Annotated in this window: 17 protein-coding genes; 15 read left to right on the top strand and 2 right to left on the bottom strand. The window is 36.2% G+C overall.

All coding sequences use genetic code 11. The annotated features are described in order from the left end of the window. The first annotated feature begins 21 nt into the window (after positions 1-21). Positions 22-927: a LysR family transcriptional regulator gene (locus J8L70_RS09325; protein ID WP_211055298.1), complete on the top strand. Its 906-nt coding sequence runs from the start codon at positions 22-24 to the stop codon at positions 925-927. Continuing rightward, on the top strand, positions 927-1,232 hold the full coding sequence (locus J8L70_RS09320) for an MGMT family protein (RefSeq protein ID WP_211055297.1): 306 nt from the start codon (positions 927-929) through the stop codon (positions 1,230-1,232). Before J8L70_RS09325 ends, J8L70_RS09320 begins: the two co-directional genes overlap by 1 nt. Positions 1,233-1,278: 46 nt before the next feature. Here the strand turns inward: J8L70_RS09320 and msrA are convergent, their stop codons facing one another. Continuing rightward, entirely contained in the window at positions 1,279-1,869 is a 591-nt protein-coding gene (gene msrA / locus J8L70_RS09315; protein ID WP_211055296.1) for a peptide-methionine (S)-S-oxide reductase MsrA, read from the bottom strand. 162 nt (positions 1,870-2,031) lie between these two features. Continuing rightward, a complete protein-coding gene (locus J8L70_RS09310) occupies positions 2,032-2,658 on the bottom strand; it encodes a hemolysin III family protein (protein WP_211055295.1) in 627 nt (208 codons plus the stop codon). Positions 2,659-2,914: 256 nt separating this feature from the next. Between J8L70_RS09310 and J8L70_RS09305 the strand changes: the two genes are divergently transcribed. From J8L70_RS09305 to J8L70_RS09245, 13 genes are all read left to right on the top strand, one after another. Continuing rightward, on the top strand, positions 2,915-3,259 hold the full coding sequence (locus J8L70_RS09305) for a hypothetical protein (RefSeq protein WP_211055294.1): 345 nt from the start codon (positions 2,915-2,917) through the stop codon (positions 3,257-3,259). 209 nt (positions 3,260-3,468) lie between these two features. After that, positions 3,469-3,762 (top strand): hypothetical protein, encoded by a 294-nt coding sequence (locus J8L70_RS09300; protein WP_211055293.1) that lies wholly within the window; start codon positions 3,469-3,471, stop codon positions 3,760-3,762. A gap of 281 nt (positions 3,763-4,043) precedes the next feature. Beyond that, positions 4,044-4,613: an LON peptidase substrate-binding domain-containing protein gene (locus J8L70_RS09295; protein WP_211055292.1), complete on the top strand. Its 570-nt coding sequence runs from the start codon at positions 4,044-4,046 to the stop codon at positions 4,611-4,613. A gap of 77 nt (positions 4,614-4,690) precedes the next feature. Then, positions 4,691-5,314 carry a sigma-70 family RNA polymerase sigma factor gene (locus J8L70_RS09290; RefSeq protein WP_211055291.1) on the top strand — a complete coding sequence of 208 codons (624 nt, stop codon included), beginning with the start codon at positions 4,691-4,693 and terminating at the stop codon, positions 5,312-5,314. After that, on the top strand, positions 5,307-5,990 hold the full coding sequence (locus J8L70_RS09285) for a ChrR family anti-sigma-E factor (protein WP_211055290.1): 684 nt from the start codon (positions 5,307-5,309) through the stop codon (positions 5,988-5,990). Before J8L70_RS09290 ends, J8L70_RS09285 begins: the two co-directional genes overlap by 8 nt. A gap of 8 nt (positions 5,991-5,998) precedes the next feature. Next, positions 5,999-6,952, top strand: a complete 954-nt coding sequence (locus J8L70_RS09280; protein ID WP_211055289.1) for a DUF523 and DUF1722 domain-containing protein — start codon at positions 5,999-6,001, stop codon at positions 6,950-6,952. After that, complete coding sequence (gene phrB, locus J8L70_RS09275) at positions 6,952-8,346, top strand: deoxyribodipyrimidine photo-lyase (protein ID WP_211055288.1); 1,395 nt, start codon at positions 6,952-6,954, stop codon at positions 8,344-8,346. Before J8L70_RS09280 ends, phrB begins: the two co-directional genes overlap by 1 nt. Position 8,347: 1 nt before the next feature. Further along, on the top strand, positions 8,348-8,776 hold the full coding sequence (locus tag J8L70_RS09270; RefSeq protein WP_211055287.1) for a nuclear transport factor 2 family protein: 429 nt from the start codon (positions 8,348-8,350) through the stop codon (positions 8,774-8,776). A gap of 2 nt (positions 8,777-8,778) precedes the next feature. Further along, positions 8,779-9,489, top strand: coding sequence for an SDR family NAD(P)-dependent oxidoreductase (locus J8L70_RS09265; protein WP_211055286.1), 711 nt, complete (start codon positions 8,779-8,781; stop codon positions 9,487-9,489). Continuing rightward, a complete protein-coding gene (locus tag J8L70_RS09260) occupies positions 9,486-10,742 on the top strand; it encodes an FAD-dependent oxidoreductase (protein WP_211055285.1) in 1,257 nt (418 codons plus the stop codon). The genes J8L70_RS09265 and J8L70_RS09260 overlap by 4 nt, the downstream gene beginning before the upstream one ends. Then, on the top strand, positions 10,735-11,475 hold the full coding sequence (locus tag J8L70_RS09255; protein WP_211055284.1) for a DUF1365 domain-containing protein: 741 nt from the start codon (positions 10,735-10,737) through the stop codon (positions 11,473-11,475). The genes J8L70_RS09260 and J8L70_RS09255 overlap by 8 nt, the downstream gene beginning before the upstream one ends. Positions 11,476-11,506: 31 nt before the next feature. Then, the gene (locus J8L70_RS09250; protein WP_211055283.1) at positions 11,507-12,769 is read left to right on the top strand and encodes a cyclopropane-fatty-acyl-phospholipid synthase family protein; all 1,263 of its coding nucleotides are present in this window, start codon (positions 11,507-11,509) and stop codon (positions 12,767-12,769) included. Further along, the gene (locus J8L70_RS09245) at positions 12,744-13,247 is read left to right on the top strand and encodes a DUF2878 domain-containing protein (RefSeq protein WP_211055282.1); all 504 of its coding nucleotides are present in this window, start codon (positions 12,744-12,746) and stop codon (positions 13,245-13,247) included. Before J8L70_RS09250 ends, J8L70_RS09245 begins: the two co-directional genes overlap by 26 nt. Positions 13,248-13,326 lie beyond the last annotated feature (79 nt).

Genomic DNA, 13,326 nt, shown 5'->3' with positions numbered 1-13,326 from the left:
TAATTAATGGTGTTTGCATCAATGAAAATTAATCAATTACAAATATTAGATGCCATCGTACAAAGTGGCAGTTTAAGTGCCGCGGCCCACAAGCTACATAAAACACAACCCGCTTTAACGCTTGCTATTAAAAATTTAGAAAACCAAATTGGTTTTGAGTTATTAGATAGAGAACATTACAGACTGCAATTAACACAAAAAGGTAAAACCTTTCACCGACAAGCATTGCAATTACTTGATGCAAGTACTGAATTAAACTTATTGGCGAACGAGTTAGCGCAAGGTAACGAACCGTTATTTAGGATTTGTTACGAACAGATATGCCATATGCAAAGTTACAACACCATAATCAGTAATACGTTTAAATCGTTTATGAGCACCGAGTTTAGTTTAAACAGTGGTAAGCGTTTTGTATCGCTAGAGCAAGTAAATACAGGGCAAGCTGAGCTTGGAATTGGACCATGGTTTGATTTATTTCATGCCACCGGTGATTTAGAGAGTATACCCATTGGTAAATTAGATATTGGCATCGTGTGCGCTAGCGGTTTATTACCTAAATCTTTAAGTTACAATGAGCTGCAGTATTACCCGTGTTTAGCGATGTTTGAAAGTGATTTGAGCTTTGATAGCGACCGATTATCATATTCAAAAGGTGCTGCGATTATGAAAATAGATGATCTTTCAAGTTTAAAAGCTTTTTTACTTTCAGGTGCAGGTTGGGCAATGATGAGCTTAGAGCATTGCAATCATGAAATTACCGCAGGTTTATTACAAGAAGTGAAAATAACCGATCGTGAATACCAATTTAGTGCACAAATTAGAGCATTTAGAAAGCATGCAATGCATCATGGTCCGGTGGCTCGACAAATTTGGCAGCAGTTTAAAGAATTAAGTCACGAATATATGCAACAGGAAAATATAAAATAATGGAACCTGATAAAAATACACTCATATATACAATTATAGGAACAATCCCCATTGGTTCTGTGGCAAGTTATGGCCAGGTGGCTGCATTGGCAGGCTACCCTCAAAATGCGCGTTTGGTAGGGCGTTTATTAAAGGAAATGCCTAACGATTCAACCATTCCATGGCATAGAGTTGTTAATAGCCTGGGGAAAATTTCATTTGCTGTTGGCAGCGACAAATACCAACAACAAAGGCAAAAACTGTTATTAGAAGGTGTTACGTTTAAAAACGAAAAAGTGAATATGCGTGAACATCAATGGCTTTAAATACACTGAGCGTAAAACAAGGGTTTTACGCTCAGTTAAACATTAATTAATGCGTGGCTTGGTCACCCCAAATTTGTTCTAATCGACTGTCTCTTCCACAGCGCCAGCGGTATGTATTATAACGAATAGGATTATTTTTATAATAATCTTGATGGTAGCTTTCTTTGCCTTTAATAGGGTAAAAAGTACTGGCACTTAAAATGGGAGTCACTACGGTTTGATTTGGAAATTGCGCGACAACAGCCTGTTTAGATTGCAGTGCAAGCGCTTGTTCTTTTTCATTTGCGACAAAAATTGCACTAAGGTAGCTTGGGCCTTTATCACAAAATTGGCCTCTGCTATCAAAAGGGTCAATATTCACCCAATAATGGTCAAGTATTTCTTTATAAGACACGACTTTTGGGTCGTAAGTAATTTCTACCGCTTCGTAATGGCCTCGGTGATCACCATTATAGGTCGGGTTTTTAATTTTACCGCCAGTGAAACCAGAAATCACATCGGTCACACCCGCTAGCTTTTCAAAATCTGACTCCATACACCAAAAACACCCTCCAGCTAAAACGGCTTTATCGGCTTGCGCTGTTGAGGCATAAAATGCTGCGGATAGTGTTAAAGTAAGTGCGAGTAATTTTTTCATAATATTCTCTTGGCTTGAAAGAAATAACATAAGATACAAACAAGACCTGACTTTTTTGACAAATATTTCGTTACTTACCTTCAATTTAATAACAGCGTATATTTTATAGTTAGAGGAGAAGCCCCCAATTATATTAGTACGTTTAGTTGAAATGTTTTGCACTTAATAAACATACTTACTAATGGCGATATAATGACAAACACAACCCGCTATCACAAATAAGTGCCAAATAGCATGATTGTAGCGTAACGAATTTACACTATAAAAAAATGTGCCGACACTATATAACAAACCTCCAGACACTAACCAATACAGCGCATATATATCAATGTTTAAATACAAAGGGTAAATGATAACAACAGCAAACCAACCCATTAATAAATAGGTGGCAAGCGACACTTTTTCACTGCCATTGATTATTAATGCCTTATAAATGACACCGGCTAAAGCCACAGTCCAAATGAATATAAATGGTAACCAAGACCAGTAACCTTCTAAAGATAATAATAAAAATGGGGAATAAGTACCTGCTATAAGTACATAAATAGCGCAATGGTCACACTTTTTATAAAAAGCTCTTAGTCTAGGATGTGTACTGGCGTGATATAAGGTTGAGGCTAAAAATAAAATAAAGAGGCTAGTGCCATATATAATGGTACTTATATGTGCCTTAATATTTTCTCCTTGGCTAAATAAATCCCACATAACAATGAGCGCAAAAATAACACCTAAAGCATGGCTAAGTACATTTAGCTTCTCTTCTTTTTGAGAGTATGGCGTTGCTGACATAAAAATTATCATTCTTAAATTGAGTTCAGTGTACAAGTGTACACTGAATGGATTGATTTCAAAATCATGTGCTTATTATTGTTTTAATACTACACAAATTGCTTTATAAGTTAATTATATAATTTTAAAAGTGAAAGAGAGCTCGCATAAGATTATATAAATGCAGCCTAAGTATGTAATTAACGAGTTAGTTAATTTAAATTACTTGGGGTACAGCCGTTAAACTAGGATTTAAATTTTCATTCAAAAGGTTAATATGAAACCCTTATACAAAGCATTATTACTTTCAAGTATCGTCTATCCAGGTTGTGGTCACTTTAGTTTAAATAAAAATTTAATCGGGGCAGTATTTTCACTTGTGTTTACGGTGTTACTTTTATGTGTGACCTATAGTTTGTTTTCGTTCTCTCAATGTATTGCCCATGAAATAATTGACGGCAAAATTAATAGCAGCTTTTCGGCGATAATGAATACAGTTAACAATCCTCCCCCCTCATGCAAAGCACTTAGAAGCACAGCGACTGATTATTTCCCTTTTTTACTGATTGTATGGGGCTTTAGCTTGCTTGATGTTTATCGTATTGCTAGCAAACAACGGTAGATATAACACAACCTTGGTTCGGTTGTTAAAATAACTAATAGTTAGTTTATTACACTGTTATTAGTGGTTAAATTAACTATTGGTTTATCGTTTGTTTAATTGTTATTTAAATTTGTTGTTTTAATTCAATTACTTATTTTTATATTTAGATTGGCACAACCTTTGATTATATAAATACGTCTAAAGACTATTAATAAAAGGAAATGAACATGAAAAATGTAATTAAACTAATAGCAGCGAGTGTTTTATTAATTGGCACTTCACACGCACAGGCCGTAGAAATTGAACTAGACATAACGCGATTATTAAATGAAAGTGTCAGTCGCTTTGTACAACAAACTTCGCTTGAACTGGAGAGTTCATTAAAAGAAAGTTTAAATTTCGATACTCATTTTGTATTGGATAACTTATTTGAGCCTCGTTATGCGAAACAACAAAGTGTAACGCAAGAGAACTTTAGCAAAAAAATAAATGTACACACAGAGGACTCAGTTGATGAATAATGAGCTTGAGCTATTTATTTTAATGCTACTTCCTGTTGTGAGTTTACTAAGTGTTTACTACTCATTCCAAATGCTTAAAAGCATGAGTCATTGGTTTAGTTTATAACTGCATTAATCAGTTTTAAAACACCGGCTAGCTAATTACAAAAGCAATAAAACTAATTTAATGTGTGAGTAAATAGCATTGTTGAAGTCAGGATTAAATTTAGTATGAGTTAATTTGATCGCCAAACGTATGACGCACGTAGTTAAGGGTATAGTTTTTAGCAGAAGCAGACTTTATGAAACGTGCGATTTTTCCACTCCCTTTATTTATTTTACCTGGCGGTTATACACGTTTGCGGATATTTGAAAAACGCTATTTAACCATGGTAAAAAATGCTTTAAAAGATGACTCCGGTTTTGTGTTATGTACATTTGAGCATAATACACCACTGAATGTGAGTAAGTACGGGTGCTTAGTGGACATAATCGATTTTGACCAGGATGAAAATGGATTACTACTAATAGATATTTATGCCCGTCAAAGTGTCGAAATAGTTAATACCTATTTGGGTGATGAACAATTACGATTTGCATCAGTATCGCTAAGTGATGAGCCTAAGTGGTATAACAATACAAAAGAGATTGCGCTAACTGATATGCCTTTAGCTGATAGCTTAAAGGGTGTATTTATGGATAACCCAGAGTTAAGTTCTCTTTATAGAAACACCGAATTTAATCAGCTATCGTGGGTAGTTGCCCGTTGGCTTGAAATCATTCCTATATCAATCGATAAAAAACAGCAACTTGCCTTCAAAAGTCATTTTGATAATTTACGAAACTTCCTCCATACTGTGGTTAACGAATAACTTTCATTTTAATGTGATCCTACTTTTGTTTTTTATCGTAAATCTATTTATGAAAAGCAAAACGCGGATTAAATAAGATGGTAAGTCAACAACAGTCACCATACTGTGAACCTAATGCAGGTAAATACACTGCCATGTCAGAAACGCCAAGTACTGAACTGAAAAACGCTTTAATTGCGGTTGCGCAAACACGTGATAAAAAAGCATTCGCTTTTTTGTTTGCCTATTTTTCACCGAGAATAAAACGCTTTGGTATCAAACAATTTAACTCTGAAGCACAAGCCATGGAGTTAGTACAAGAAACACTAACATCAGTTTGGCGAAAAGCACATTTATACCACAGTGAAAAAGGGGCTGCTACAACGTGGGTTTATACCGTAATGCGTAATGCGTCGTTTGACATGTTACGCAAAATGAAAAGTAATAAAGAAGATCAATTGAGTGAAGATATATGGCCAATTTTGACTGAGAGTCAACAAGATAACCATGAGTTTAGTGATCATCTAGAAGATAAAAAAATTAAAAATTATCTAGATAAGCTCCCAGCGGCACAACGTGAAATAGTCCGCGGAGTTTATTTTCAAGATTTATCGCAAGAGCAACTTGCGAAGCAATTAAATATACCTGTAGGCACGGTTAAATCACGTTTACGGTTAGCTTTACAAAAACTACGTAACGAAATGGGAGACCAGCATGATTAAACATCACCCAACAAATCAATTATTAACACAATATTGTGCAGGAAACCTAAGTGCATCATTGAGTGTTGCGGTGTCAATTCATGTTGATATGTGTCCACTGTGCCAAGAAAAAGTGGCCCATTATGAGCAGCAACACGCCGAACATGCATTTATGCACCGACAATCTGACTCGCTCGAGGACGTATCATCGAACCCTGAGCAAGCTGAAGAAGACTTCGACTCTATGTTATTTAATACGATTGTCTCTAATGACGAAGTTGATGAGGTTTACGAGATAGAACCGGTTACTGTCTGTGTAAAAAATACTGAATATACTTTACCACGTACACTCACTCGTATCGGACACAGCAAGTTTTCATCACTGGGTAAGCTTGCCCGCTCACGTGTTGATATTGACGATGGAGAGTTGCGCTCTAGTTTATTTCATATTGATGCTGGTGGAGAAATACCCGAGCATACACACACAGGTTTTGAGCTAACATTATTACTCGATGGTGAGTTTAGCGATGAAGCGGGTAGTTATGTGCCAGGTGACTTTATTTGGCAAGATCAACAACATCAGCATACTCCAGTGACTAAAGATGGGTGTTTGTGTTACACCGTTGTAAGCAGTGCATTGCACTTCAATAAGGGATTAAGTAAGTTATTAAACCCAATTGGACAATTTATATATTAAGGACATTTATGGATACAGATACCATTCATATAGGTTTAAGTGCTTGTCTGGCCGGTGAAAAAGTAAGATTTGATACCGGCCATAAAAAGTCTAATTTTTGCATGAACGATTTAGCAAAGCATGTTGAGTATACAAAGTTTTGTCCAGAAGTTGCGGTGGGTTTACCGATCCCTCGTCCTACGATTCGTCAAGTTAAAGTGGGAGACACAATTAAAGTCTGTCGCCCTGATGGCACCGGTGATGTGGGTCCGCAACTTACACAATACGGTAAAAAGGTGGCCACTGAACAAGCAAAAAACTTAAGTGGTTTCATTTTTTGTGCAAAAAGCCCTAGCTGTGGCATGGAAAGAATAAAAATATATAACGAAGCGGGGACCGGCAATACCTCCGAAGGGGTTGGATTTTTTGCAGAGCAAATAATGCACCATAACCCGCTACTACCATGTGAAGAAAATGGCCGTTTAAATGACATGCATTTACGTGAGAATTTTGTAATGCGTGTGTACACATTTAAGCACTGGCAAAAATTAGCTTCGGAGCCATTATCGCTTCATAAATTAACCCAGTTCCATGCCCAATATAAGTACTTACTTATGGCTCATAATTATCAAGCTTACCGCGATTTAGGTAACCTTTTAGGGACTTACCAAGGAAGTGATATAGAGGCATTGGCCGATGAATACATACTTGGTTTAATGATGGCATTAAAAAGCCCGGCATCACGAAGAAATAACACAAACACATTAATGCACTTGCAAGGGTACTTTAAAAAAGCATTATCAAAAATAGAAAAACAAGAACTTCGAGATGCAATTGATGAATACCGCAGTGGTTTAGTGCCTTTATATGTGCCTTTAACATTGCTAAAACATCATTTAAAAGTACACCCTAATTCATATTTAGAAAGTCAGGTGTTTTTTAACCCTTACCCAAATGAATTAAAACTACGTTATGGTATTTAATGAATACATTATTTTGGTTTAGGCGTGATTTACGCCTTTTTGCAAATGAAGCGCTGATTGCTGCGTTAAAAAATGGCGCCAAAAACGCCATTTTTTTTATTACAGAAAAACAATGGCAACGTCATGGTTGTGCCCCGATTCAACTTGATCTTATTAAACGCCGAATTGCTTACTTACAAAAGCAATTAGCGCAGTACGGTGTAACCCTTCATGTTATTAATGCACCTTTGTACAGTGATTGTCAGCAGGCACTCATTGATTTTTGTCACAGTAACAATATTGAACACATTATTGCTAACAGCGAGTATGAGCTTAATGAGGTAAACCGAGATCGTGCTATTTTAAAGGCATGTGATGGTGCGAATATGACATTTACTTTGTACGAAGGTGATTTAATTGCACCGGTTGGTAGTGTTAAAAATCAAAGTGGCGAAATGTTCAAAGTATTTACACCCTTTAAGCGTGCGTGGTTAAAGCAGTATCATCATCATTATTTTAGTTTATCGGTGTGGCCATTAACGGAGCAACCTTGTGAGTTGGTAAACGAATTTGATTACAAAACGGATGAAAGCTCGCAAAAGTGGCCTGTTGAAGATGATGCATTAGCCACAGTCGTTGATAATTTTATTGCAGAAAAACTAGCAGATTATGACGATAAGCGTGATATCCCCAGTGTAAAAGGAACCTCGGGGTTAAGCCCTTACTTAGCGCTGGGTATAATTAGCACAAAGCAGCTTCTGATAAACATACAGCAACGTTTCCCCGATATTTTAACTACCTCAAAAAGTAAAACATTTAGTTGGGTTAATGAACTGATATGGCGAGAGTTTTATCGCCATTTAATCGCAGCCTATCCTAAGTTATCTCGTTATGAAAACTTTAACGAAAAATACAATGGGATTGTTTGGCGTGAATCATCGAGTGATTTTGCTGCCTGGTGCGAAGGTAAAACAGGGTACCCATTAGTTGATGCTGCAATGCGCCAATTATTACAAACGGGTTGGATGCATAATAGACTAAGAATGGTGGTAGCAAGTTTTTTAACCAAACATTTATTAATTGATTGGCGAGAAGGCGAACGCTTTTTTATGAAGCACCTAATTGATGGCGATTATCCCTCTAATAATGGGGGGTGGCAGTGGGCTGCTAGCACGGGTTGTGATGCCCAGCCTTACTTTAGAATATTTAATCCTATTACTCAAAGCGAACGATTTGATCCCAATGGTGAATTCATTCGTAAGTATTTACCAGAGCTTGCGCATGTGCCAAATAAACAAATTCATTTCCCTCATACTTATTTAACACTAAGGGGTGAAAACGAAAAAGTATATTGGCCTGCCATTGTCGATCATAAAGCAGCACGAGAGCGTGCGTTAGCAGCATTTAAGGTGTGATATGCAAAATCAGTTAGTGTTAGATAAATTTATAGATAGTTATCAAAAGCTTAATAAGGATAATTTAACACTTTTAGATGACATATACAGTGCAGATATTGTTTTTGTCGATCCGATGCACCAAGTAACTGGGCTTGAAAGTTTACGCACTTATTTTGCAAACTTGTATAGTAATGTATCGCGTTGCCAATTTAGCATTTGTGATTCTTTTACTGTGCAAAACGATGGTTTTTTATATTGGACCATGCAATTTTCGCATAGCAAACTAGCTCATGGCGAGACAATATATGTACAGGGCCATAGTAAATTAAAATTTAAAAACGACAAGGTGGTTGAGCACCGAGATTATTTTAATGTTGCTGATATGCTCTATAAACATATTCCGATACTTGGCAACGTGATCAATTATATTGATAAACGAGCAAGTTAAATATGAAGATTTTAATTACCGGTGCGACTTCGGGTATTGGAGAGCAACTTGCTTTGCAATATGCACAACAAGGGCATGACGTGGTTGCATGCGGTCGAAATAAGCATAAATTACACTCGCTTAGCGTTCATAAAAACATACAAGCCTGTCAATTTGATACAACTAAACTTGATGAGATAAAACACGCTACCGAAAGTTTCACACAACTAGATTGTGTTGTATTAAACGCTGGTACGTGCGAATACATTGATGACGCTAAAAATTTTGATAGTGAGCTATTCGCAAGGGTAATTAACACCAATTTAGTGTCATTAGGTTATTGCTTAGACGCTTTATTAAACAAAATAAAGCCGCAAGGGCAATTAGTTATTGTTAGTTCTAGTGTGACTTATTTAGCATTACCTCGTGCTCAAGCCTATGGCGCTTCTAAGGCCGGGGTTAGTTATTTAGCCAAAAGTTTAGCCATTGATTTAAAAGATATAGATGTATCGTTAGTTCATCCTGGATTCGTTAATACGCCACTGACCGATAAAAACGATTTTTCTATGCCTATGGCTATTAACGCAACTAAAGCGGCCGATTATATTATTAAAGGCGTGGCTAAGCGTCGCAAAGAGATTCATTTTCCTCGCCGATTTACCTTTATATTAAAATTACTCACACTGCTGCCATTTACAGCATGGCTAAAGATAGCAAAAGGATTATCACGTTGAAAAAAATAGCAATAATAGGAACTGGTATTTCAGGTCTCACATCTGCGTATTTATTACATAAGCATTATGATGTCAGTGTGTTTGAAAAAAATGATTATATAGGTGGCCATACGGCAACGGTTGATGTAACGGTCGATGGCATTGAACATGCGATTGATACCGGGTTTATTGTTTTTAATGACCGAACCTACCCGTATTTTGAAAAACTGTTAAAACGAATTGGTATCGATAGACAACCGACACAAATGAGCTTTAGTGTTCATAATGATGAAACTGGTTTTGAATATAATGGCCACACTTTTACAAGTTTATTTGCACAAAGGCGAAACATCTTCAGACCGAAGTTTTGGCGTTTACTATACGATATTGTTAGGTTTAACAATCTGTGTAAATCGTTACACAGTGAAGGTGTTTACACGCAGGGACAAACACTGGGTGAGTTGTTAGTGAACCACAAATTTAATGATTTCTTTAAATATCATTATATTTTACCCATGGGCGCCGCTATTTGGTCAACAAGCATAAAAGAAATGCAGTTAGTCGATGTTGAGTTTTTTGTTAAGTTTTTCTTTAATCATGGATTATTAGATATTACTAATCGCCCACAGTGGTATGTTATACCGGGTGGTTCTCGCCAATATATCAACCCATTAATTAAGGGGTTTGCCGATAAAATAACATTAAATAGCGACATAAAATCGGTAAAGCGCAGCGGTGAAGGTGTCGCCGTTGAATTTGGTACTGGCGAAACGCAGCTTTTTGATAAAGTGATCTTTGCTTGTCACTCTAATCAAGCGCTCGCTTTGTTAGATGATACAACAGCGCAGGAGCGTCACGTTTTAGGTGACATTGCGTACTCAAAAAATTCAGTGGTATTACATACCGACACTAAATTACTCCCCGATAGAAAAGCTGCGTGGGCAAGTTGGAATTATTTGTTAAATAATAATGCTGACAAAAGCGCTGTAGTAACTTATCAAATGAATATATTACAAGGGCTTTCAAGCGATACACAATTTTGTGTCACGCTTAATCATTTACATGGCATTGATAGCGATAAAATACTGCGTGAATTTAATTACGAACACCCTGTATTTAATAAACAATCAATTGCAGCACAGAAACTTAAACATACCATTGATGGTAAAAATAATAGCTATTTTTGTGGCGCTTATTGGTATAACGGTTTCCATGAAGATGGTGTTCGAAGTGCCGTGGATGTCGCTAAACAACTTGGTGTCGAATTTGAGTAGTGCTATTTATTTAGGTGATGTGAAACACCGACGTTTTGAGATAAAACATCACCATTTTAGTAATCCTTTATACATGATGTGGGTTAATTTATATGATCCACACTCATTAAATAATATTCATCGTCAATTAGGTACTCAAGGCTTTAAAGCATTAAAGTTTAAAGAGTCAGACTATCTAAACACTGATGCAAATAACATGCACTTAAGCATCGTTAAACGCGCTCATTGTAAGCTACAAGATTTAGGTGTTGAAACCCGCTTTTCTCATGTGTACATGCTAGGGCAATTACGTTGCTTAGGCTTATATTTTAGCCCGGTAAATTTTTACTTTTTTGGTGATAATACTACCCATTTTAAATATATGGTGGCAGAGGTTAGCAACACGCCTTGGAATGAGCGGCATTATTATTTAGTGCCTTTAGATAAAAAAGTGAACTTTAATAAAGTGTTTTCCGTATCACCTTTTATGGACTTAGATATGCAATATCATTGGCGTGTTAAACAATCAATAAATAACCTGCTAATACACATTGCTAATAAGCGTGATGAGCAATGTGTTTTTGACGCCACTTTGCGCTTAAAAAAGTTCCCAATAACCGAACAATCAGTGTCTGCTTTGTTAAAACGATTTCCTGCAATGACTTGGATTATTGTTAAAGGTATTTATATTCAGGCACTTAAGTTGTTTTTAAAAAGAGTCCCTTTTTTAGGGCATGCAGATAATTATAAATAGCCATTTAGCTTATAAATAAAAAAGGTGAAGCGTGGAAAAAGTAACCAATTTACGTTGTGAAGAAAGCCCAAGCTGGTTTACAAGCTTTTATAAAAAGCTGGTTTTTAGTGCTTTTTCAACCATTGAAACTGGGTGTGTTGTTGTTATTGATGACAATCAAACGTTTACATTTGGTGAAAAAAACTCTCCCTTAATTGCCACAATAACCGTTAAAGACAAAGCAATGTATAAAGCATTTACGCTCAGTGGCAGTGTAGGTGCGGGGGAGTCGTATATATTAGATCATTGGTCATGTGATAACTTAACGCAATTAATCGAAATATTTGCAATAAACCAACAGCAATTAGATAAATTTGAAAGGAAGTTTTCAAAATTAAGTGGCTTATTCCATAAGATTAACCACATGAAGAATAAAAATTCGCATGCAGGTGCTAAAAAAAATATTGTGGCACATTACGATTTAGGCAATGAACTTTATACCTCATTTTTAAGCCCAGAAATGCTGTACTCAAGCGCTGTTTATCCTTCGCCTAGTAGCTCTCTTGAACAAGCCCAACAAAATAAACTCAAACGTATTTGTGAGCAAGTTAATCTACAACCTGGAGACTCTGTGATTGAAATTGGTACAGGTTGGGGGGCATTTGCTATTTATGCTGCTACGCACTTTGACTGCCATGTAACAACCACCACCATTTCGCAAGAGCAGTACGATTACGTAGCGAAAAAAATTAAAAAATTACGATTAGAGCATAAGATTACTTTATTGCAATTAGACTACCGTGATTTAACGGGTAAATACGATAAATTAGTTTCAATAGAGATGATAGAAGCCGTTGGTCACGATTATCTTGGCAGCTTTTTTAGCCAATGTAATGCACTATTAAAAGATAATGGGGCAATGTTAATTCAAGCAATAACCATTGCTGATCAACGTTATGCACATTATTTAAAAAACTCTGATTTTATACAGCAATATATTTTTCCTGGCGGTTGTTTACCATCACTGGGTGAAATGAACGCACAAATAAAAAATGAAACCGATATGGTAATACACAGTATTAACGACATCGGCGCGCATTATGCCAAAACACTGGCCGATTGGCGCACACAATTTATTAAAAATTGGCCTACACTCGATAGATCTAAATTTGATGATCGCTTTTATCGTTTGTGGTTATTTTACTTTGCCTACTGTGAAGGTGCATTTAGAGCAAAAGCGACAAGTACAGTACATTTAGTGGCGACCAAACCACGTTTTTTTACTAGCCATGATACAAAAACACTCAGTTATTAACTTTTGTTTGTTTCAAGCAGTGTGGTTTACAACCTTGCTGCTTGAAGAACATGCCATATTTATCAGCTGTACTGTTATTTTGATCATGTTTTATTTATCAAAACAAAAAACACAGGACATTATTTTATTAATTACTGCCTTACCTTTGGCTATTGGCCTGGAATTATTAAGTGTATATTTTAATTTAATAACCTTTAAAACCAGCTTTATTCCTTTATGGTTAGTTTTATTATGGGCTGCGCTATTACTGTGTATTAACAGCTCAATGGCACTTGTAACACGTATTAAACCACCCAATGCATTTATTATATGTATGTTGTTTGCTCCATTGAGTTACCTTGGAGCCGCTAATTTTGGTGCTTTTACACTGTCAGTTGCGACCTGGCAGTTTTACTTGGTTTATGGTTTTTTGTGGGCCAGTGTATTTTGCTGCATTTTACAGATTAATAATAAAATCAAAACTTACCTGGTAAGTTGATCCCCCACTTTTTTCTTTTCGTACAATTATTACAATCCTGTTATTTAGCCTTGGAAGTGTTGTGCGTAAAATATTTTTA

Origin of the sequence: Pseudoalteromonas sp. MMG010, from assembly GCF_018100905.1 — a bacterium.
Classification (GTDB): Bacteria; Pseudomonadota; Gammaproteobacteria; order Enterobacterales; family Alteromonadaceae; genus Pseudoalteromonas.
Note: the sequence above shows the minus strand (reverse complement) of the source record. Positions and strands in the feature narration are given on the sequence as shown.

Coding starts and splice junctions, on each gene's coding strand:
- J8L70_RS09325 (WP_211055298.1), top strand. CDS start 22: ATGAAAATTAATCAATTACAAATATTAGATGCCATCGTACAAAGTGGC.
- J8L70_RS09320 (WP_211055297.1), top strand. CDS start 927: ATGGAACCTGATAAAAATACACTCATATATACAATTATAGGAACAATC.
- msrA (WP_211055296.1), bottom strand. CDS start 1,869: ATGAAAAAATTACTCGCACTTACTTTAACACTATCCGCAGCATTTTAT.
- J8L70_RS09310 (WP_211055295.1), bottom strand. CDS start 2,658: ATGTCAGCAACGCCATACTCTCAAAAAGAAGAGAAGCTAAATGTACTT.
- J8L70_RS09305 (WP_211055294.1), top strand. CDS start 2,915: ATGAAACCCTTATACAAAGCATTATTACTTTCAAGTATCGTCTATCCA.
- J8L70_RS09300 (WP_211055293.1), top strand. CDS start 3,469: ATGAAAAATGTAATTAAACTAATAGCAGCGAGTGTTTTATTAATTGGC.
- J8L70_RS09295 (WP_211055292.1), top strand. CDS start 4,044: ATGAAACGTGCGATTTTTCCACTCCCTTTATTTATTTTACCTGGCGGT.
- J8L70_RS09290 (WP_211055291.1), top strand. CDS start 4,691: ATGGTAAGTCAACAACAGTCACCATACTGTGAACCTAATGCAGGTAAA.
- J8L70_RS09285 (WP_211055290.1), top strand. CDS start 5,307: ATGATTAAACATCACCCAACAAATCAATTATTAACACAATATTGTGCA.
- J8L70_RS09280 (WP_211055289.1), top strand. CDS start 5,999: ATGGATACAGATACCATTCATATAGGTTTAAGTGCTTGTCTGGCCGGT.
- phrB (WP_211055288.1), top strand. CDS start 6,952: ATGAATACATTATTTTGGTTTAGGCGTGATTTACGCCTTTTTGCAAAT.
- J8L70_RS09270 (WP_211055287.1), top strand. CDS start 8,348: ATGCAAAATCAGTTAGTGTTAGATAAATTTATAGATAGTTATCAAAAG.
- J8L70_RS09265 (WP_211055286.1), top strand. CDS start 8,779: ATGAAGATTTTAATTACCGGTGCGACTTCGGGTATTGGAGAGCAACTT.
- J8L70_RS09245 (WP_211055282.1), top strand. CDS start 12,744: ATGATACAAAAACACTCAGTTATTAACTTTTGTTTGTTTCAAGCAGTG.